Below are 18,598 nucleotides of genomic sequence, written 5' to 3'. Positions count from 1 at the left end.
AAATCAAGGAAGTAAGGCGTCCGCCGAACGTGTTTTTGTGACCAAGGTCACGTAGACCGGTCTAGTCAGGGAGATTACACCCTGCTCGATTTGTAACTGGGCCCGGGCTCGCGTAAAGTAATTCGAGGTTCGGGGAGCGAGAAGTTCTCCAAGGGCCGAGAATGCGCCCATAGCTCAGCTGGATAGAGCGTCTGTCTACGGAACAGAAGGTCAGGGGTTCGAATCCCTTTGGGCGCACAGATGAAGAAGATCCGCCCCGGTTCGCCGGGGCGGATCTTCTGTTTTAAGCTCCACTCCCCGGCCGGAATCAGGCGGTGGACTGGGCGATGACGTTGCGGATCTCTTCGAAGTGCCAGCCGAGCCGCTCGGCCGCGCGGGCCTTGTCCGCCGAGGCGACGGCCTCATAAATCTCCCGGTGCAGCGTCGCGAAGTCCTCGAGGTCGACGTCGTACGGGCCGCCGACCTCAAGGTGGATCCGGCGATAGACCTTCCAGAAGACGTCCATCAGGCTGACCAACAGCTCGTTGTTCAGGGGTTCAAAGAGCCTGCGGTGGAACTCCGCGTCGGCTTCGATGAAGGGCTCGCCGGCGGCGGCCGCCGCCTCTATCCGCAGCACAGTTTCCTCTACCGCGGCCAGCTGTTCCGGGGTGATCCGGTCCATGGCAGCGCCGATGAGGCCGGATTCGAGGGCCTGCCGCACATCCACGAGCTGCATGGCCTCCTCCCCGTGGTGCCGCAGGGACAGCCTCGCACGGAAGGTGAGCCCGTCGGTCAGCGCCTCGAAATTGCTCGCCGCCACGAACATGCCAAAGCCGTGCCGGATCTCGATGACACCCACCGCTTGGAGCGCCTTAAGAGACTCCCGCAGCGTGTTGCGGCCCACGCCCAGCGCTGCGGTGAGCTCACTCTCCGTCGGCAACGGATCCCCGGGCACCAGATCGCGGTCCAGGATCAGCTCCAGAATGTCCGCCTGTAACGCCCGCAACCGGGCCTGCGCGCTGAACCTCGCCACCGATGTCATCTTGCTTGCTGTCATATTGCCTGCGGCCATGGCCGGCTCCTCCCCCAACTATTGTCCCAACAGTAGCCATGGCCGCTGGTCCTGCAAAGAGCGGTCGGCAGATTTCGCCGGGGTCCCGCTCTGACGTGCCGATACTCCGGTGCCGACGGCCCGGATCCCGCGCGGCCCCGGCGTAGTCTGTTGGCATGACGGCACAGGTGGAACGGGAATTCGATGTCATTGTCATTGGCGCGGGGGCCGTGGGCGAGAACGTGGCGGACCGGGTGGTCCGCGGCGGCCTGACGGCAGTCCTGGTCGAGGCGGAACTGGTGGGCGGCGAGTGTTCCTACTGGGCCTGCATGCCCTCGAAGGCGCTCTTGCGGCCGGGCACCGCCCTGCACGGGGCACAGACCGTTCCCGGGGCCAAGGAAGCTGTCACGCGCACCCTGGATGCGGCCGCCGTACTCAAGCGCCGCGACCATTTCACCTCGAACTGGAAGGACGACAGTCAGGTCCAGTGGGTGGAGGACACCGGAATAGAGCTGATCCGGGGCCGCGGCCGGATCAGCGCCCCGCGGCGCGTGGAGGTGGCCGGGCGGGACGGCAATAGTTACGCCCTCACAGCCCGGCACGCCGTGGTGCTCGCAACCGGTTCCATCCCCACCCGGCCACCCGTCGAGGGGCTTGACGACATCCCGTACTGGACCACCCGGGAGGCGACGTCCGCCCGCGAAGTTCCGGCACGGCTCGGGGTACTCGGCGGCGGAGTGGCCGGCGTCGAACTGGCACAGGCCTACGCCCGCCTCGGCGCATCCGTGACGCTCGTGGCCCGCCACGGCCTCCTCGGCGTGTTCCCGGAACAGGCGGCGGAACTGGTGGCGGCGGGCCTGCGCGCCGACGGCGTCGAACTCCGCCTGAACACCGGCACGCGAAGCGTCAGCAAGAACGACGACGGTTCCCTCACGGTGGTGCTCGACGGCGGCGCCGGAGGCGGGCAGGACGGGGCCGCCCCGGAATCAGGCCGTGCCGCGGAAACGAGCCTGACTGTGGACAAACTGCTGGTCGCCACCGGCAGGCACCCGGCCCTCGACGGGCTGGGCCTGGACAGCGTCGGGCTCGCGGCCCCCGAGGGAAAGCACTTGCGGATCAGCACCGATTCCACTGGACTAGTCCACCACGCCGCAGAGAACGAGACCTCCCCGTGGCTTTACGCGGCAGGGGACGCCGCCGGACGGGCCCTGCTGACCCACCAGGGCAAGTACGGCGCCCGGGCCACCGGCGACGCCATTGCGGCCCGGGCCAAAGGCGAGCTCACCGGCGAGCCGGCACCGTGGACCTCCTTCGCCCAGACCGCCTATGACCACGCGGTTCCGAACGTGGTCTTCACCGACCCGGAACTGACGAACGTCGGCAGAACTCTGGCGCAGGCAGAGAAGGACGGATACCGGGCCTCCACCGTGGAGCTTCCGATCGAGGTGGCCGGCTCCTCCCTGCATGCGGAACACTACGACGGGTGGGCGCAACTGGTCATCGACGAAGACCGCAGAGTGCTCCTGGGCGCCACCTTTGCCGGCCCGGACGTCGCAGAACTCCTGCACTCTGCCACGATCGCCGTCGTGGGGGAAGTGCCGCTGGACCGCCTGTGGCACGCAGTCCCCTCCTATCCGACCATCAGCGAGGTCTGGCTCCGGCTGCTCGAGGAATACGGCCTCTAAACCGGCGGCAGCACCCTGCGGAAGCTGTGGCGGCGGCGCATCAGCTTCGCCTCGGCCTACGGCCTATTTGAACTGACCGGTCAGTTCAGTTAGCCTTTAGGGGACATCTGTTTCTCCGAAAGGCCTGCCTTGCTCTGCGTACAACAGCTCTCCGTGACCGGCCGGCGCGATGACCTGCTGCCCTCAACTTCGCTACAGGCCTCGCGCGGTGGACTCCTGCTCGTCGCAGGTTCCCGCCAGGACCAGCGGACCGCGCTGGCCCTTACGCTGAGCGGGCGCATGAAGCCCTCCTCGGGAAGCATCGGCTGGGACGGAAGCGCCCGGATCACGGCACTCCGGAAGGCGGCCAGCGTGGTCGACTCGCCAGGGGTCAACGAGCCGGAACAGCACTTGAGCGTCCGCGACCTCGTTACCGAGGATCTCGCCCTGGTCCCGCGCCGCCACCGCGGGGCCCTGCGCAGCACACCCTGGCTGCGGCTCAACGGTTTCGAGGACATCGCCGGGCTGTGGACCGAGCAGCTGCCCGCGCGCCGGCGGATCGAGCTCCTCACGGCGCTTGCCCTCGCCAATCCGGACACCGGCCTGCTCGTGGTGGACTCCCCTGACCGGCACAGCGGCGATGCCTCCGACTGGCTCCCGCGGCTGGAATATCTGGCGCATGACGCCGCGCGGCCGCTCGCCGTCGTCGCCACCGTCACCCGCATTCCGGACGGCTGGACCGGGGCCGCCGCCGTGATCGGCAATGCCGTCCCGCCGGCCGAGGAACCGCTCCCCGCCGAAACCCTGCTACCCGAAACCCTGCTACCCGAAACCGAGGACGCAAAGTGACTGTGCTGCGGCTGGCCCGCTCCGAGCTCAAACGAATGACCGGCGGGCTGCTGCCTAAGCTGACCATCCTGGCGCTGGCCCTCGTTCCGCTGCTCTACGGTGCCGTGTACCTTTACGCCAACTGGGATCCGTACGGCAAGCTGAACCAGATCGATGCGGCCCTGGTAGTCCAGGACTCCGGCGCCGCGTCTGCCGACGGAACCCGGCTGGAGGCCGGCCGGAAGGTGGCCCAAAGCCTGGTGGACGGCCACGTCTTCAACTGGAAGACGGTGGACAGCACTGAGGAAGCGGACCAGGGCGTCAGCAACGGCACGTACGCCTTCGCCCTGAAGATTCCGCAGGACTTTTCCGCGAACCTGGTCTCCCCCGGCAGCTTCGACGCCGCCAACCAGGCCATGCTCAATGTCACCACCAACGATGCCAACAACTATCTCCTGAGCACTATCGTCGACAAACTGACCACCGCGGTGCACACGACCGTCGCCAAGGAGGTGGGCGAGGAGACCGCCAACCAGCTCCTCACCGGGTTCGGGACCATCCACACACAGATGCTCAAGGCCTCCGACGGCGCAGGCCAGCTGGCCGACGGCGTCGCCCGGCTCCACGACGGTACGGTGACCCTGCACCAGGGCACCGGCGAGCTCGAGTCCGGCGCCACCGGGCTTTACAACGGCGAGGTCAAGCTCCGGGATGGTGCCAATTCACTGAGCGCCGGGGCGGGGCAGCTCAGCGGAGGTCTAGCCCAGCTCAAGGACAAGTCGGCGGCGCTGCCGGCCAGCGCCCGGCAACTGGCTGACGGCGCCGCCCAGGTCGCCGCCGGCAACGCCGCGCTCAACGCACAGGTGCAGGCCATCCCCGGGCAGCTCGCCGCTGCGGAGCAGGCCGCGCAGCAAGCCGCCGCGCAGGGCCAGCGGAGCCGGGTGGTGGCGTCCACCGGCCGGCTGGTTGCCGCCGGAGTCCTCACTCAGGAGCAGGCGGACGCTGTAGTGACCGACGTCGACGCCACCGCCGCGCCGCCCGCGTCAACCCCCTCCGCCTCCGCGTCCAAACTGCAGGCCGCTGCCGCCCAAGTGCAGAAGCTGGCCGACGGTTCCGCCGCCGTCAGCGCCGGCGCCGCACAACTGGCCGGCACCGCGCCCGCCCTCAGCGACGCAGTCGCCAAGGCCTCCACCGGGGCGGACCAACTGGCCGCCGGTTCGGCGGCCCTGGCTGCCGGCCAGCAGAATGCGGTCGACGGCGCCGGCAGGCTCGTGCAGGGAGCGCAGAAACTCGACGACGGCGCGGCGCAGCTGGAGAGCGGCGCGGCGACGGCCTCGGACGGCGCACGAACCCTGGCCACGGAACTCGCCCAGGGTGCCGGCAAGATCCCCAACCCTGACGGTGCCCAAAAGAACAGCCTTTCCAAGGTCATGGCCGACCCCGTCGCCGTCAGCAATGTCTCACAAGCCAAGGCCGGGTCCTACGGCGCCGGGCTGGCCCCGTTCTTCCTGACGCTGGCGTTGTGGATCGGCATCTTCATGCTGGTGCAGGCCATGCGCCCGGTCACCCTGCGCGCGCTGGCCTCCAACGCCCCGGCCTGGAAAATTGCCGCCGGCGGCTGGCTTCCGTTCCTTGCGGTCTCCGCCGTGCAGGCGAGCCTGCTGACCGTCGTGGTGGACGCGGGCCTCGGGCTGAATCCCGCCCACCCGGTGCTGATGTGGTTCCTCATGCTGGCGGCCGCCATGGCGTTCAGTGCCATCATCCAGGGCGCCGTGGCCCTGCTGGGTTCGCCCGGCAAGTTCGTGGTGCTCATCCTGCTGGTGCTGCAGCTGGTCTCGTCCGGGGGCACCTTCCCCTGGCAGACCACGCCCGAACCGCTGCACGTGGTCCACCAGATCCTGCCGATGGGCTACGTGGTCAGCGGCATGCGGCACCTGATTTACGGCGCCGACCTCGCCTCCATCCTGCCCACCATGCTGGGTCTGGTTGGCTACACTGTGCTGGGGCTGGCGATGTCGACCGCAGCCGTCCGCAAGAACAAATACTGGACCCTCAAGACGCTGAAACCGGAGATCGCCGTATGACCACCAGCCACAGCGGCGGCAGCACACCAGCCGGTTCCGGGGACGCGGGGCGGAAGCTCCGTCCGGGCCGCACCAACGCCACGAAGCAAAAACTGTTCGAGGCGTCCATGGAACTGATCGGAGAACGCGGCGCGGCGGGCGTGACCGTGGACGAGATCGCGACGGCCGCCGGGGTGTCCAAGGGCACGGTGTATTACAACTTCGGCAGCAAATCGGACCTGATTGCCCAGTTGCTGCGCCACGGCGTCGACATCCTCCTGGCACGGCTCCTGAGCGTCCGGGACGACTCCGCCGATCCGCTGGCCGCGATGGAGGAGATGATCGGCCAGGCCATGGACTTCATGGCGGAGTATCCCTCGTTCGCGCGGCTTTGGGTCAGTGAAAACTGGCGGACCCCCAGCGAATGGCAGGACACCTTTGCCGAACTCCGCGGCCGGCTGCTGGCGGTGATCGGTACAGCCATCGACGGTGTCGCGGAAGTCTACCCCGTCGACGCCGCCGTGTCCCGGGGCAGTCTTGAAACGGCGATCTTCGGGGCCTGTTTCGTGGTGGGGCTGGACCGGCAGACGTACAACCCGGAACGGACCAGGGAGCAGAGCGTGGCGGCAATTATGGCCTCCATGCGCGGCTACGTCGTGAAGCAGCCGCCAGCTCAGGCATGATTGTTCACATGCGTCACATGGGAATCAGCGGCAAAATCGCCATCTGGGCGTTCCTTGCCGCCCTGGGGCTTCTGGTCCTAACGGGAATCACCCTGCACGAGAGCGTTCTCCTGTGGTTCATCGGCGCCGCCGCCGCGGCCTACGTGGCCTGTGTGGCCGAAGTTGTGGTCCGGCGCCGGCACAAGACGCTGGCCGCTTGCGGGGTGGGCAGCATCCTCTTCATCGCCTTCGGAATCGCCTTCCTGCGCCAGTGGGGCCTGGCTTTCAATCCCGATCCCAACGCCCTGTCCACGCGCGTCGATTCCGCGCACCCGGATATGTACTTCTACTTGGCGGCGGCGGCCGGAACGTTCACCTTGCTGTTGCTGTTCGCAGGCACCGTCTTGCCCGGCAAGAGCCGCGGCCGCCGCTCCCCCGGCAATACTTCAGGACGCCGTTCCGCGCCCCCGCCGCGAGGCTCGGGGGCGAGGCCTGCAGGCCCGCGGCCAGCTGCGTCGCGCCCGGCCGTGCGGGGAACTGCGCGTCCGGCTGCGCGGGAGACGGCCGCACGCCCGGCGGCTCCCCGGGCGACCGCCCGGCCGGCGGTCAAATCATCCGTCCAGTCACCGGGGGCTTCCGCGAAGTCGCCAGCGGCAAAGGCACCGGTCCGCCCGCCCGCGCCGAAGTCACCGGTCAAGCCAGCCGCAGCCAAGGCACCGGCCCGGGCTGCGACCCGCCGCTGAGCTCGGCCGCAGACCGCGCCTTCCGGGCGGGCGGGAGTCCGGACCAGGTTCCGGCGTCAGAGGTTTCGCGGCTTTTCGTCCCGGTGGTTCGTCTCCGGGTTGCCTTGCGCGGTGTCTGTGCGAGGAACGTCCTCGTTGCTCTGGTTACCGGGAACGTTGCTCTGAGTACCGGGAACGTTGTCGTCGCGAACCCGATCGGCTGACCTCCGGTCCTCGGTGGCCTGCCCGGGCTGCACGTTCCCGCGGTTTTGCGTGTCCTCTGCCGCGTCTTTCCGTTTAGAGGTGACCACGTCCGGGTCCACCTCGTCGGCCTTGCGCATTTGCTCTTGCACGCCGGTACGGACCGTGTCCGCTTCCTCCTGGCGTCCGCGGGCTTCCTGCCGCAGACGCTCGGCGTCGAGCTCGGCCTGCTGCGCGTCGGCCTCCGCACGGGCTGCCTTGGCCTCCCGCTCCCTGGCGCCGAACTCGTCCGCCTTGGCTTTTTCGCGCATTTCGGCAGCCCGGTCCCGGTCCGCCGCGACCTTGCGCTTGCGGCTGATCATGATCGCCACCACTACGATCGCGAGCACCACGACGATGCCGACGATAATTCCTATGAGCTGCCCTGAATCCACGTTGTTCCACCTTTTTCTGCGGGTCGAATTCTCTGTCTCAATACGGCTCGAAAACCACATCAGTCACAGCAACAGTAAACCGCAGAACGCCGCGGCTGACTATGGATGCGGGGGCCGGGCCCCTCGCCGGGTCTCACTTGCCGCGCGGGACTTTGAAACGGGTCAGCCGAGCGTCCTGCCCGTCCAGTTCGGCCCAAGTCTTGTCCGTTTCCAGGACGGTCAGGCCGCTGGTCGGGTACCGGGTGGCGGCGTCCATATAAGCATCGTGGTCGGAATCGCGCGACGCCAGGTGCATGGCGAGGTCCTGCACGCCGGGCATATGCGAAATCACCATCAGCGTATTGACTGTTTCCGGGACGTGGTTGATGACGGCCAACATCCGCAAGGCCGAGGCAGCGTACAGGCCGTCCTCAAGCTTCGGCGTCGGCGCCTTGTCGCCCAGGGCATGGCACACCCAAGTGCAGGTCTGCCGGGTCCGGAGCGCGCTGGAACACAGAATGAAATCAGGCACGACGCCGTGTTTAAGCAGCCATTTCCCGGCTACGGGGGCGTCGCGGTGGCCGCGCTCATCCAGCGGCCTTTCGTGGTCGGCGACGCCGCCGGGCCAGTCGGACTTGGCGTGCCGCATGATCACGAGGCGTTTGATGTGGTGCGCGCTCATGGCTCAATCCTAGTGCGGCAACCGTGAGCCACGGGCACGCATCGCCCGGCCCGGCTCATCCCTCCAGGACGAACGTCACTTCCAGCACGACGTGCCAGGCCACGACCGCTCCGTCCTTGATTTCCACCTTCTGTTCCTTGACCCATGCCCCGGTGACGTTGCGCAGTGTCTTATTGGCCCGGTCGATACCCTCTTTAATGGCAGCGTCGAACGAGGACGTGGAGTTGGCACTCAGGGTGGTGATGCGTGCAACAGACATGGTTCCTCCCAATAGTCGGATCAACGATCCGAAGCCTACGCCGGAGCCCATAAACACGAAAGAGTCGAACAGCCGAGCGAGCACGTGCCGGAAAAGCGAAAGCGCCCGCCCCTTGGAAGGAACGGACGCTTTCGGCTAAGGATTTATAGGGGCTAGATCGAATACTCCGGAGCGGCCCAGACGACAACCTCGGGGTGCTCGTAGAAGCGGTAGCCCTGCCCGCGCACGGTGCGCACGGTGTTGGCGAGGCGTCCGAGCTTGGAGCGCAGTCGGCGGATGTGGACGTCGATGGTCCGCTCGTTCGGCACCTCTTCGGCGTTCCGCCACAGGCCTTCGAGGAGCTCGTCGCGTCCCACCGTGCGGGTGCCGTTCTCGACAAGGTAATTCAAGAGCTCGAACTCCTTGAACGTCAGGTTCAGGGACTCGCCGTCGAGGTGCACTTCACGGCGGGCGAGGTCGATCAGCACACCGGAAGGCCGCGGATCCTGCGGCTGGGGCAGCCGTGTGGTCTCGGTGCGCTGGCGGGCACCGGCGGTGGGGTCGCCAAACGTGGAACGGACGACGTCGAGTGCTGAACCCGGTGCGCTGGCTGGCGCGACGGCGACGGCAGCGTAACTTTCGGCGCCGGTGACGAGCGACTGTGCGTAGGCACGGATTTCCTGGGCGAGCTTGGCGATCGAGGTGCCAGCCGCGGCCGCGGTTTCCTCGTCGATCCCCATGTACAGCACGAAGCCGCGGGCTACGTTATCGCTGGGGGCAGGACGCACAGGGCCGCCGGCACCCGGGGCAATCACGGGCGTGGGCGCCGTGGCCGGGGCGGGGTTAACGGCACGGAGCTGGCCATAGGAGTCAGGGTTATAGCCCTGGGCTGCATATCCGGGGGCAGGGAAGGTCCCGGCGGATCCGGCCGGGGCGAAAGCGGAACGGCCGCCAAAGCCCTGGCGGATCCCGGAGGTCTGGCTGGCCTTGCTGGCGTTACGGACGGAGATGTGGACGTATCCGGATGCAACTGACATGGAATGCTTACCTCAATGTGAATGGCCGTCATCGCGGCTCGAATGCTTCTTTCCCCGCAATGAAAACTGGGGAGGGGCGCCCGACTCTGGGCTGGGGCTGAATGCCTAAAAACTCCTGGGGTGTCAAAGTTAGGCGTGCATTCGACAACAGCGCATCTCGGTACCAGCGGGTGCGCTGATCCAGGAAGCTGCGGCTGCAGATGCTGTTGAGTTCTTGTTCACAATGGAAGTGTGCAACGTAACAATATGAACTTGCAAGTAACAAAGGACGGCAGCTTCCACATAGTGAGACAGAATCCCAAGATGTAGCACAAATCACAATTTCGCCGCCGTGAAAAAATAACAACTGTTTTGCCAACTTGGCGACCATTGGCCCCTGTCGGGCGAATTTTGTTCGACGAACTCGGCGGCTCGGCTGAAATCATTCAAGGCATTCCACGACGGCCAAACCGCCGTACCGCGGCTCGCGGCCTGGGGTTGTCCACGGAGTGGGCACGCCGCCGGACCCGGCGGCTCCGGCGGCTCCGGCGGCTCCGGCGGTTTCGACGGCGCCGGCGGGTCCGGCGGCAATGACCGCCTAACCGGTGGTTAGTTGGACTGGCCCGTCGAGCCGGTCGAGGTTGCTGCCGCGACCATGACCGAGGCGGCCGTGTAACCGGAGCCGTCCTTGGCAGCCACGACGCGCACACTCCCGCCGGCGACGATGTCCGCCACCGTCAGCTGAGACGCCGAGCCGCCGGCCTGCTGGCGTCGCTGTTGCAGATTGCTCACCACTACGTCGCTGCCCAGCGCATAGCTGCGCGTAAAGCCGTCACTGCTTTTAACCGTGACGGAGGACGAGCTCACCTCACTCACCGTTCCCGTCTGCTCTGCCATGGTGACGTACTGGCTTCCCTGCAGCACCACGTAATCCGCATGAACCGCCGCCGAAAGTCCGCCCATCCCGCCGGCGGCGAAGTCGCGGGGGCCGCCCTGCCCGGACATGCCGCCGCCTGCAAACCCGCCCTGCCCCGAGCCCGGCATGCCCGGCGCAAATCCCTGGCCGCCGGCGCCCGGGCCCGCGCCCGCCCCGGCAGCTGCGCCGTCGGCCGTCGCCGAACTTGAGGTCAGCGCATAGACGCCAAGCCCGGACCCGACTGCCAGGACGGCGGCGACTCCGGCCACGGCGAGCCCACGCTTCAGCGTCCACGGCTTGGCGGAGGCGGCCCTGGGTCCGGCTCCCGGCGCGCCCCAGCCGGGCGCGGCGGCCGGGGACGTCGGCTCCGGCTGTGGCATGCCCCAGGCCGGGGCAGCAGCCGGAACCGTCGAGGCCACAGGGGGCACGCCCCAGCCCGACGCGGCGCCGGCGTCGAACCGCCCGGCATCCGCTCTTCCGCCGTCGGGCTGCCCGCCGTCGAACTGGTGACCCTCGAACTGGACGGCTTCAGGTTGCCCGCCGACGAACTGGCGCCCCTCAGGCTGGCTGGCGTCGTGGTGGGAGGCGGGGCGGGGCGCGGTCACGGGCGCGGGCGCCGTTACGGCGTCCGCGGAGGATGCGGGGGCGGGCCCTGAACCGGCTCCGGGATACTGACCGCTCATGATGTTTCTCCTTATTGGTATGTGGTGCGGATCGGTGTTCACTCCAGCGTGCTGACAGATCCTGTGCTGGGGCTGTGCGGGCCGACAGCCGGGCCTGTGACGTTTCGGGCACTCGGAAGCAGAGACCGGCAGCGCCGGGAAGGCCGTCCAGCTCGCTAGGCTGGGATTCACAGGTGCCGCACAGGGTCCCCAAAGCCCCGCCTAACTGGCAGATCGGAGAGTTGTCCCATGGCAACTTCGCACTCCATGACCAACAACCTTCCCCAGCTGACGCATCCGGACGGTTCGCCGATCCGTGCGCTGGTGGTTGACGACGAACCCAGCCTTTCCGAGCTCATGAGCATGGGCCTTCGGATGGCTGGCTGGTCCGTGGCAGTGGCCGGTGATGGGCCGGGCGCCGTGCGGCTTGCCAAGGAATTCCGCCCCGACGTGCTGGTGTTGGACGTCATGCTCCCCGGGTTCGACGGCGTCGAGCTGCTCAACCGGATCCGCGCGTTCGCGCCGGAGGTTCCGGCGCTGTTCCTGACCGCCAAGGATGCCGTCCAGGACCGCATCACAGGCTTGGCTGCCGGCGGCGATGACTACGTCACGAAGCCGTTCAGCATGGAAGAAGTTCTGCTCCGCCTGCACCGGCTGGTCCAACGCTCCGGAGTGGCCGCCATGGACACCGCCGAGCTCGTGGTGGGTGACCTTGTGCTCAATGTCGACACGCGCGAAGTCAGCCGGGCCGGCGCTGAGCTCCACCTGACCGCCACGCAGTTCGAGCTGCTCCGTTACCTCATGGAAAACCCCAAGCGGGTCATCAGCAAGGCCCAAATCCTGGACCGCGTCTGGGAATATGACTTCGGCGGCCAGGCGAACATCGTGGAACTGTACATCTCCTACCTCCGCAAGAAGGTCGACGCCAATCACGCGCCCATGATCCACACCGTGCGTGGCGCTGGCTACGTCCTGAAGCCGGCGGACTGATCCGTGCCCACACTTTCCGGCGTGACCCGGGCTCCCGGACGCGACTGGCGCAACCCGTCCACGTGGCATCTGCGCACCCGGCTGGTACTGGTCGCGATGGCACTGCTGGTGGCCATCTGCGGCGCGGTGGGTCTGTTCAGCTACGCCTCCATGGATCTCTTCCTCACCCGGCAGCTCGATGACCAGCTCGGCCAGGCCTCCCACCGCTCGAGCGAGTTCGGCCGGCCCGCCGTCGGCAACCCGGGCGGCCGTCCCGACCCCCTCGAGGCCCGCGGGCAGGGCGCCGGGACGCTGAACGCACGGCTGCTCGACGGCGCGGTCAGCAGGGCCGGCTTCCTGGCCGGTGACGGCACCCGGGAGAGCCTCTCCCCCGACGACAATGCGGTCCTACTGGCACTCACCCCGAACGGTGTACCAGTGGACCGGACCCTTTCGGCGGGCGCGTACCGGCTTACGGCCGCGCGCGCACCCTATGGCGACATCATTGTCACCGGGCTCCCGCTGGCAGAAAAGCAAAACACCTTAGCCTCGCTGGTGTGGACCATGGTGGTGGTATCCGCCGGAGGGCTTGTGCTGATCGGACTCGCGGGCACGGCCCTGATCCGGCGCACCATGAAGCCGCTGGAGCAGCTCTCCGAAGTGGCCACCAAGGTCTCTCGCCTGCCGCTGGATGCCGGCGAAGTGGCGCTGGGGGTGCGCGTCCCGGCGTCGGCCGCCCATCCTGGAACGGAAGTGGGCAGCGTGGGCCACGCACTAAACCAGATGCTGGACAACGTCGCCAGCGCCCTGGAATCGCGGCAGGAGAGCGAAACGAAGGTACGGCAGTTCGTTGCTGACGCCTCGCACGAGCTCCGCACACCGCTCACGGCCATCCGCGGCTACACAGAGCTGATGCGGATGACCGAGCACTTCACGCCCGACGGCGAGAGGTCCCTGTCCCGCGTCCAAAGCCAGTCTGAGCGAATGACCACCCTCGTGGAAGACCTGCTGCTGCTGGCGCGGCTGGACGAGGGGCAGCCGCTCAAGATGGCCGATGTCGACCTCACCCAGTTGGCCATCGAGACGGTGAGCGACGAAAAGGTCATGGCGCCGGACCATGTCTGGCAGCTGGAACTCCCAGACGGGCCTGTGGCCGTTCGCGGCGACGCGGCGCAGCTCCACCAGGTCATCGCCAACCTCCTGTCCAATGCGCGCAAGCACACGGCACCGGGAACCACAGTGGTCACCGGCGTCATGCGTTCGGCCGACGGCAGTGCCGTGGTCACGGTAACGGACAACGGCGGCGGCATCGCCCCGGAGTTCGTCGGCCGGGTCTTCGCCCGCTTCGCGCGGGCCGACGCCGCACGCAGCAATCCGGCGGCCAACGCCGCACCCAGGCCCGCGGTGGCGACGGCGGGCGCCCGGTCCGGGTCCGCCGCCCGGGAAGTTTCTGCCGCTGTTTCTCGGGCTGCTTCCGGGGGCCGCGGCGGTGCCGCCGATGGCGTCCCCGGCAGTCGCGGCGCGGCTGCTGCCGTGCCGACGTCCGAAGGCACGAGCGGCCTGGGCCTCTCCATTGTCCAGTCGATCGTGGAGGCCCATGGCGGCACTGTGGAAGTCACGTCACGACCTGGCCGCACCGAGTTCGCTGTCCGGCTGCCTGCCGTGCCGCCGGTGGTGTAGCCAGCCCACCGGACCCACCATCTCCAGCTCTATCTCCCCGCCCGGAGACTCGACGCAAGCCGACACCCCGCCACTGTGACTCCTGTTACCAAATTGTGACTTCGGCGTCCGAGTGCTGTAGCGTCTTTAGCGTGCGGCCGTCACTAGTGCCGCGTATCCGGATGAACGCCAAACTCTGCCGCTTCCCGGATTCCGCTCGTACAGGCAGAGGCGGGGGACCCAGAGTTCCCGGGCATTCTGCATTCATGCGCCCTCGGGGTGAAGCCGACACGTGATTTTCCGTGCGGCCGGATGACCTCATCCGAACCCGACAGCTAACTCCGCCGGCGTATGAGAGGCGATCATGACTGAATTCCAGGTACAAACGCGCCCTGACGGCGTTTCCGATTCCCGCACCGCCAAGACGCGCCACCGCGCCGAACCGGCGAAAAAGACGACTGCCCTGTCCCGGCTGGCCGCCGGGTTGGGCATCAGCAGCCGCCGCGCCGCCGTCGCGACAGCCACCTGCGCCGTACTGCTGGCCGGCGGTGCCGCCGCTGTCCAGGCAGCCGAGACGGGCGCCCACGCGACGAACGCTGCGGGCACCGAGGCGGCCACGCTCGCCGACCCGCTGCCCAAGCTTAACTTCGAACAGGTCCTGGTCGCTGCGCCGGCGCCTGCAGCGCAGCACAACACGGCAGCACGGACCGCCGCGGCCAAGCCCGCCAAAGCGCCGGCCGCCGCTCCGGCAAAGGCGCCCGTGAAGGTGGCCGCCCCGGCTAAGGCGCCCGCAAAGGCGGCTGCCCCCGTGAAGGTGGCTGCCCCCAAAAAGGCACCAGCCCCCGCAAAGGCGCCTGTCGCCGTCAACGACCCGGCTGGAGCACAGGCTTACGCCGCCGCCAAGCTGGGCAGCTACGGCTGGGGCGCCGGTCAGATGCCGTGCCTGCAAAAGCTCTGGACCAAGGAATCGGACTGGAAGACCACTGCGACGAACGCCAGCAGCGGCGCCTACGGTGTGGTCCAGTCCCTGCCTGCCTCGAAGATGGCGAGCGCCGGTGCCGACTACATGACCAACTACCGGACCCAGATCAACTGGGGACTGGACTACGTCAAGTCGCGCTACGGCTCCCCCTGCGGGGCCTTGGACTTCCACCTGGCACACAACTGGTACTAGGCCGGCAAAACAGCCAGCCCGCGCACAGCGCGCACAGAGGCCCCGGATCCACGTGATCCGGGGCCTCCTCTGCGCGGGCGGGAGCCGGAGCGGGCCCGATTTCCACAGGCCCCGCACAGCTTCGCCCTAAAGCCTTCATATGGGCCGCCGGGAAAGTGGGACCATGACGTTCACAGACCAGGCCCCAGGAACCCTTCCCCATCCCGCGGCGACGCCGGCGGTCCCGGCGGGACCCGCTGCATCGTCCGCGCTGGCCTTGGCCGACGTGGCCGTCCCGGGCACGCTTGCCGGCCCTGCTGCGGGCGCGTTTGCCCTCCCGTTCACCACCGAAGCTGGCGGGCGCCGGTTGGCCATTGACACCCGTGCCAGCACGCCGGTGCTGGACGTCACCGTCCCCGTCTTCAATGAAGAGCGGGACCTCGAAGCCTGCCTGCGCCGGCTGCACGCCTATCTTCTTGGCTCTTTCCCGCATTCGTTCCGGATCACGGTGGCTGACAACGCCAGCACCGACGGGACGCTCAAGACCGCCGAACGGGTGGCCCGGGAGCTGCGCGAGGTGAACGTGGTCCATATGGCCGAGAAAGGCCGCGGCAACGCGCTCCGCAAGGTGTGGCTCGCCTCGCCGTCGCCGGTCCTGGCGTACATGGATGTGGATCTCTCCACCGATCTGGCGGCGCTCGGCCCGCTCCTCGCCCCGCTCATTTCGGGACACTCCGACCTCGCGATCGGCACCCGGCTGACCCGCAACTCCCGCGTGGTCCGCGGACCCAAGCGGGAATTCATCTCTCGCAGCTACAACTTCCTGCTGCAGTCCTGCATGGGCGCCCACTTCAGCGACGCCCAGTGCGGCTTCAAGGCAATCCGGGCGGACGTGGCCCGGCAACTGCTCCCCCATACGCTGGACAACGCCTGGTTCTTCGACACGGAACTGCTGGTCCTGGCCGAAAAGTGCGGCCTGCGTGTCCACGAAGTGCCCGTGGACTGGACCGACGACCCGGATTCCAGCGTGGACATCGTCCAGACCGCCCTCGCCGACCTGCGCGGCATGACACGGCTGAGCCGGGACCTGGTCTCGGGCCGGATCCCGGTTCCCGAACTGCGCGCCGCCCTGGCCCGCGGGCCGCTGCCGGCATCCTCGCGGGCCCACGAACAAAGCCCCGGCGGAAGCCTCTTCGGACAGCTCGTCCGCTTCGGCAGCATCGGGGTGGCCTCCACCCTGGCATACCTGGTGATCTTCCTGTTCTGCCGCGGGATCATGGACCCTCAGCTGGCCAATTTCCTCGCCCTGCTCACCACCGCGGTGGCCAACACCGCAGCCAACCGGCGCTTCACGTTCGGCATCCAGGGCAGCAGCCAGGCCGCCCGCCACCACTTCGAAGGACTTCTGGTCTTTGGGATTGGGCTGGCCCTGACGTCGGGTGCGCTCGCCCTGATTCACGGCGTGTCGGGCGGAACACCGGACCGCTGGCTTGAACTGGTCACGGTCACCGCCGCCAACTTGGCCGCCACGGCCGTCAAGTTCCTGCTCTTCAGACTGGTGGTCTTCCGCCCCCGGGCCACCCCGGCCATACAGGCGCCGGGCGCCACACCCGCTGTTCCGGTGCCCGGCGCCCCCGGTGCTTCCCTCCTCTGCACGAAAACCGCTTGCACAGAAACCACTTGCACAGAAACGGCCGAGTAAATGACCACTACCATCAGCCCCGCGACCGGCGCCCAGCCCGGCTCCCCCGCCGGCGGCCAGCCGGCAGGCCAGGAATCACAGGCCCAGGCGCATGAAGCGGCAGGATCAACGCCGCTCCCGCTGCCGTCCCGGAGCCACAAGGACAGTCTCCTGTTCGGGTTGCAGCCCCGTTGGGTGCGGCCCTCGGCAGCTCTGCTGTTGGTCATCACCGCCGGGCTCTACCTGTGGAACCTGCAAGCCACCGGCTACGCCAACTCCTTCTACGCCGCGGCGATCCAGGCCGGAACCAAGGACTGGACCGCACTGCTGTTCGGCTCCCTCGACGCCGGCAACGCCATCACGGTGGACAAGCCGCCCGCTGCCCTGTGGATTCCTGCCCTCGCCGGACGGATCTTCGGCTTCTCGGCCCTGAGCATGCTCGTTCCCGAGGCACTCATGGGGGTGGCCGCCGTCGGGCTCCTCTACCTGACGGTCAAGCGGGTCTCCGGCCCTGCCGCAGGCCTGATAGCCGGCGGCGCCCTGGCGCTGACCCCGGTGGCCGCGCTCATGTTCCGGTTCAACAACCCCGACGCCATGCTCACCCTGTGCCTGGTGCTGGCCGCGTATCTCACCACCCGCGCCATCGAGAAAGCGTGCTGGAAATGGCTCGCCGCGGCCGGGGCCGTGATCGGCCTGGCATTCCTGACCAAGATGTTGCAGGGTTTCCTGATCGTGCCGGGACTGGCCCTGGCGTACCTGTGGGCGGCGCCTGCCACCCTCGGGCGCAGACTCTTGCACCTGCTGGCCGCCGCCGCGGGGATCGTGGCGGTAGGCGGAAGCTACCTTGCGCTGTTCCAGCTGACCCCGGCCTCAGCCCGCCCGTATATGGCGGGCTCAGAGACCAACAGCTTCCTGGAACTCACGTTCGGCTACAACGGCCTGGGCCGGATCACCGGTTCCGGCGGCGGCCCGGGCGGCAACGGCAACGTGGGCTTCGGCGGCACGGCCGGCATCACCCGGATGTTCGGGACGAGCTTCGGCGGCGAGGTGTCCTGGCTGCTGCCGGCCGCCCTGATCCTCCTGGCCGCCGGACTCTGGTTCACCCGGCGCGACTCCCGGGCCTCGAGAACCCGTGCGGCGCTCCTGCTGTGGGGCGGCTGGCTGGTGGTCACAGCCGGGATCCTGAGCTTCATGGGCGGCACGGTGCACCCGTACTACGCTGTGGCGCTGGCTCCGGCAGTCGCAGCCCTGGCAGGCATCGGCTCCGTGGAACTGTGGCGGGGCCGGGCCTACTGGCCGGCACGGATTGTCCTGGCCGTGACAATTCTCGCCACCTCGGTCTGGTCCGCCGTGCTTCTGGGCCGCGACCCGGCCTGGCTTCCCGCGCTCCGCGTGGTGGTGGTGGCCCTGGGCGTACTCGCGGCCGTGGCCGTGATCCTGCGCGTGGACAGCCTCCCGGCTCTTCCTGCCCGGTTCCGCAAGGCCGCCACCGCCGGCGTCGTGATCCTCTCCGTCCTGGCGGGCGGGCTTGGCAGCACTGCCTGGACGCTGGCGACGGCGGCCCAGCCGCACTCCGGTTCCATCCCCACGTCCGGGCCCACCGCGTCCGCCATGGGCGGCGGTTTCGGGGCTGCCGGCAGGACGGCCCCCGACGGCGGGAACGTCAGCACCGGCGGCGCCCCGGGCGGCGGGATGGGCGGTATGGGCGAGGGAACCAGCTCGTCCGAGCTGACCGCACTGCTGCGGTCCTCCGGCACCAAGTGGTCCGCGATTGTCTCCGGCGCCACCCAGGCCGCCAGCCTGGAACTCGCCACCGGCACCAGCGTGATCGCACTCGGCGGCTGGAACGGCGGCGACCCCTACCCGACGCTCGCACAGTTCCAGGCCATGGTGGACCGCGGCGAGATCGGTTACTTCATCGCCGGCGGCGGCATGGGCGGGGGCCGCGGCGGCAACTCCGAGGTCGCCGCGTGGGTCGCGGCCAACTACCAGGCCCAGACCGTGGGCAACACCACCGTCTACAAGCTGGGGGCATAGGC

Annotated in this window: 16 protein-coding genes, 1 tRNA gene and 1 riboswitch; of the genes, 11 read left to right on the top strand and 6 right to left on the bottom strand. The window is 68.3% G+C overall.

The window, feature by feature from the left end:
- The first annotated feature begins 163 nt into the window (after positions 1-163).
- Positions 164-237, top strand: a tRNA-Arg gene (locus ACFVVK_RS10160).
- Positions 238-307: 70 nt separating this feature from the next.
- Here the strand turns inward: ACFVVK_RS10160 and ACFVVK_RS10155 are convergent.
- Complete coding sequence (locus ACFVVK_RS10155) at positions 308-1,036, bottom strand: FadR/GntR family transcriptional regulator (protein ID WP_390266352.1); 729 nt, start codon at positions 1,034-1,036, stop codon at positions 308-310.
- A 170-nt stretch (positions 1,037-1,206) separates the two neighbouring features.
- On the opposite strand from ACFVVK_RS10155, the gene ACFVVK_RS10150 reads away from it, so the two are divergent.
- The 5 genes from ACFVVK_RS10150 to ACFVVK_RS10130 all read left to right on the top strand — a co-directional run bounded on the left by ACFVVK_RS10150 (position 1,207) and on the right by ACFVVK_RS10130 (position 6,990).
- Positions 1,207-2,715 (top strand): dihydrolipoyl dehydrogenase family protein, encoded by a 1,509-nt coding sequence (locus ACFVVK_RS10150; RefSeq protein WP_390266294.1) that lies wholly within the window; start codon positions 1,207-1,209, stop codon positions 2,713-2,715.
- Positions 2,716-2,844: 129 nt separating this feature from the next.
- Positions 2,845-3,543, top strand: a complete 699-nt coding sequence (locus ACFVVK_RS10145; protein WP_390266293.1) for an ABC transporter ATP-binding protein — start codon at positions 2,845-2,847, stop codon at positions 3,541-3,543.
- The gene (locus ACFVVK_RS10140) at positions 3,540-5,606 is read left to right on the top strand and encodes a YhgE/Pip family protein (protein WP_390266292.1); all 2,067 of its coding nucleotides are present in this window, start codon (positions 3,540-3,542) and stop codon (positions 5,604-5,606) included. The genes ACFVVK_RS10145 and ACFVVK_RS10140 overlap by 4 nt, the downstream gene beginning before the upstream one ends.
- A complete protein-coding gene (locus ACFVVK_RS10135; RefSeq protein WP_390266291.1) occupies positions 5,603-6,268 on the top strand; it encodes a TetR/AcrR family transcriptional regulator in 666 nt (221 codons plus the stop codon). Before ACFVVK_RS10140 ends, ACFVVK_RS10135 begins: the two co-directional genes overlap by 4 nt.
- Positions 6,269-6,276: 8 nt before the next feature.
- The gene (locus ACFVVK_RS10130; protein WP_390266290.1) at positions 6,277-6,990 is read left to right on the top strand and encodes a hypothetical protein; all 714 of its coding nucleotides are present in this window, start codon (positions 6,277-6,279) and stop codon (positions 6,988-6,990) included.
- Between the two features lie 56 nt (positions 6,991-7,046).
- Here the strand turns inward: ACFVVK_RS10130 and ACFVVK_RS10125 are convergent, their stop codons facing one another.
- From ACFVVK_RS10125 to ACFVVK_RS10105, 5 genes are all read right to left on the bottom strand, one after another.
- Positions 7,047-7,604, bottom strand: coding sequence for a hypothetical protein (locus ACFVVK_RS10125; protein WP_390266289.1), 558 nt, complete (start codon positions 7,602-7,604; stop codon positions 7,047-7,049).
- A gap of 133 nt (positions 7,605-7,737) precedes the next feature.
- A complete protein-coding gene (locus ACFVVK_RS10120; protein WP_390266288.1) occupies positions 7,738-8,265 on the bottom strand; it encodes a SixA phosphatase family protein in 528 nt (175 codons plus the stop codon).
- A 55-nt stretch (positions 8,266-8,320) separates the two neighbouring features.
- Positions 8,321-8,524, bottom strand: a complete 204-nt coding sequence (locus ACFVVK_RS10115; RefSeq protein WP_390266287.1) for a dodecin family protein — start codon at positions 8,522-8,524, stop codon at positions 8,321-8,323.
- 152 nt (positions 8,525-8,676) lie between these two features.
- Positions 8,677-9,540, bottom strand: coding sequence for a winged helix-turn-helix domain-containing protein (locus ACFVVK_RS10110; RefSeq protein WP_390266286.1), 864 nt, complete (start codon positions 9,538-9,540; stop codon positions 8,677-8,679).
- Between the two features lie 588 nt (positions 9,541-10,128).
- A complete protein-coding gene (locus ACFVVK_RS10105) occupies positions 10,129-11,118 on the bottom strand; it encodes a hypothetical protein (RefSeq protein ID WP_390266285.1) in 990 nt (329 codons plus the stop codon).
- Positions 11,119-11,346: 228 nt separating this feature from the next.
- On the opposite strand from ACFVVK_RS10105, the gene ACFVVK_RS10100 reads away from it, so the two are divergent.
- The 5 genes from ACFVVK_RS10100 to ACFVVK_RS10080 all read left to right on the top strand — a co-directional run bounded on the left by ACFVVK_RS10100 (position 11,347) and on the right by ACFVVK_RS10080 (position 18,596).
- Positions 11,347-12,087 carry a response regulator transcription factor gene (locus ACFVVK_RS10100; RefSeq protein ID WP_390266284.1) on the top strand — a complete coding sequence of 247 codons (741 nt, stop codon included), beginning with the start codon at positions 11,347-11,349 and terminating at the stop codon, positions 12,085-12,087.
- Positions 12,088-12,108: 21 nt separating this feature from the next.
- On the top strand, positions 12,109-13,746 hold the full coding sequence (locus tag ACFVVK_RS10095) for an ATP-binding protein (RefSeq protein ID WP_390266283.1): 1,638 nt from the start codon (positions 12,109-12,111) through the stop codon (positions 13,744-13,746).
- 156 nt (positions 13,747-13,902) lie between these two features.
- A riboswitch (cyclic di-AMP (ydaO/yuaA leader) is annotated at positions 13,903-14,090 on the top strand.
- A complete protein-coding gene (locus tag ACFVVK_RS10090) occupies positions 14,090-14,899 on the top strand; it encodes a hypothetical protein (protein ID WP_390266282.1) in 810 nt (269 codons plus the stop codon). It overlaps the preceding riboswitch by 1 nt.
- A 163-nt stretch (positions 14,900-15,062) precedes the next feature.
- Positions 15,063-16,580, top strand: a complete 1,518-nt coding sequence (locus ACFVVK_RS10085; RefSeq protein WP_390266281.1) for a glycosyltransferase — start codon at positions 15,063-15,065, stop codon at positions 16,578-16,580.
- Positions 16,581-18,596 (top strand): glycosyltransferase family 39 protein, encoded by a 2,016-nt coding sequence (locus ACFVVK_RS10080; RefSeq protein ID WP_390266280.1) that lies wholly within the window; start codon positions 16,581-16,583, stop codon positions 18,594-18,596. It abuts the gene before it with no gap.
- The last annotated feature ends 2 nt before the right edge of the window (positions 18,597-18,598 follow it).

It is taken from the genome of Arthrobacter sp. NPDC058192, from assembly GCF_042883665.1.
Lineage (GTDB): Bacteria > Actinomycetota > Actinomycetes > Actinomycetales > Micrococcaceae > Arthrobacter.
This window is presented reverse-complemented; position numbering and strand designations above follow the sequence as displayed.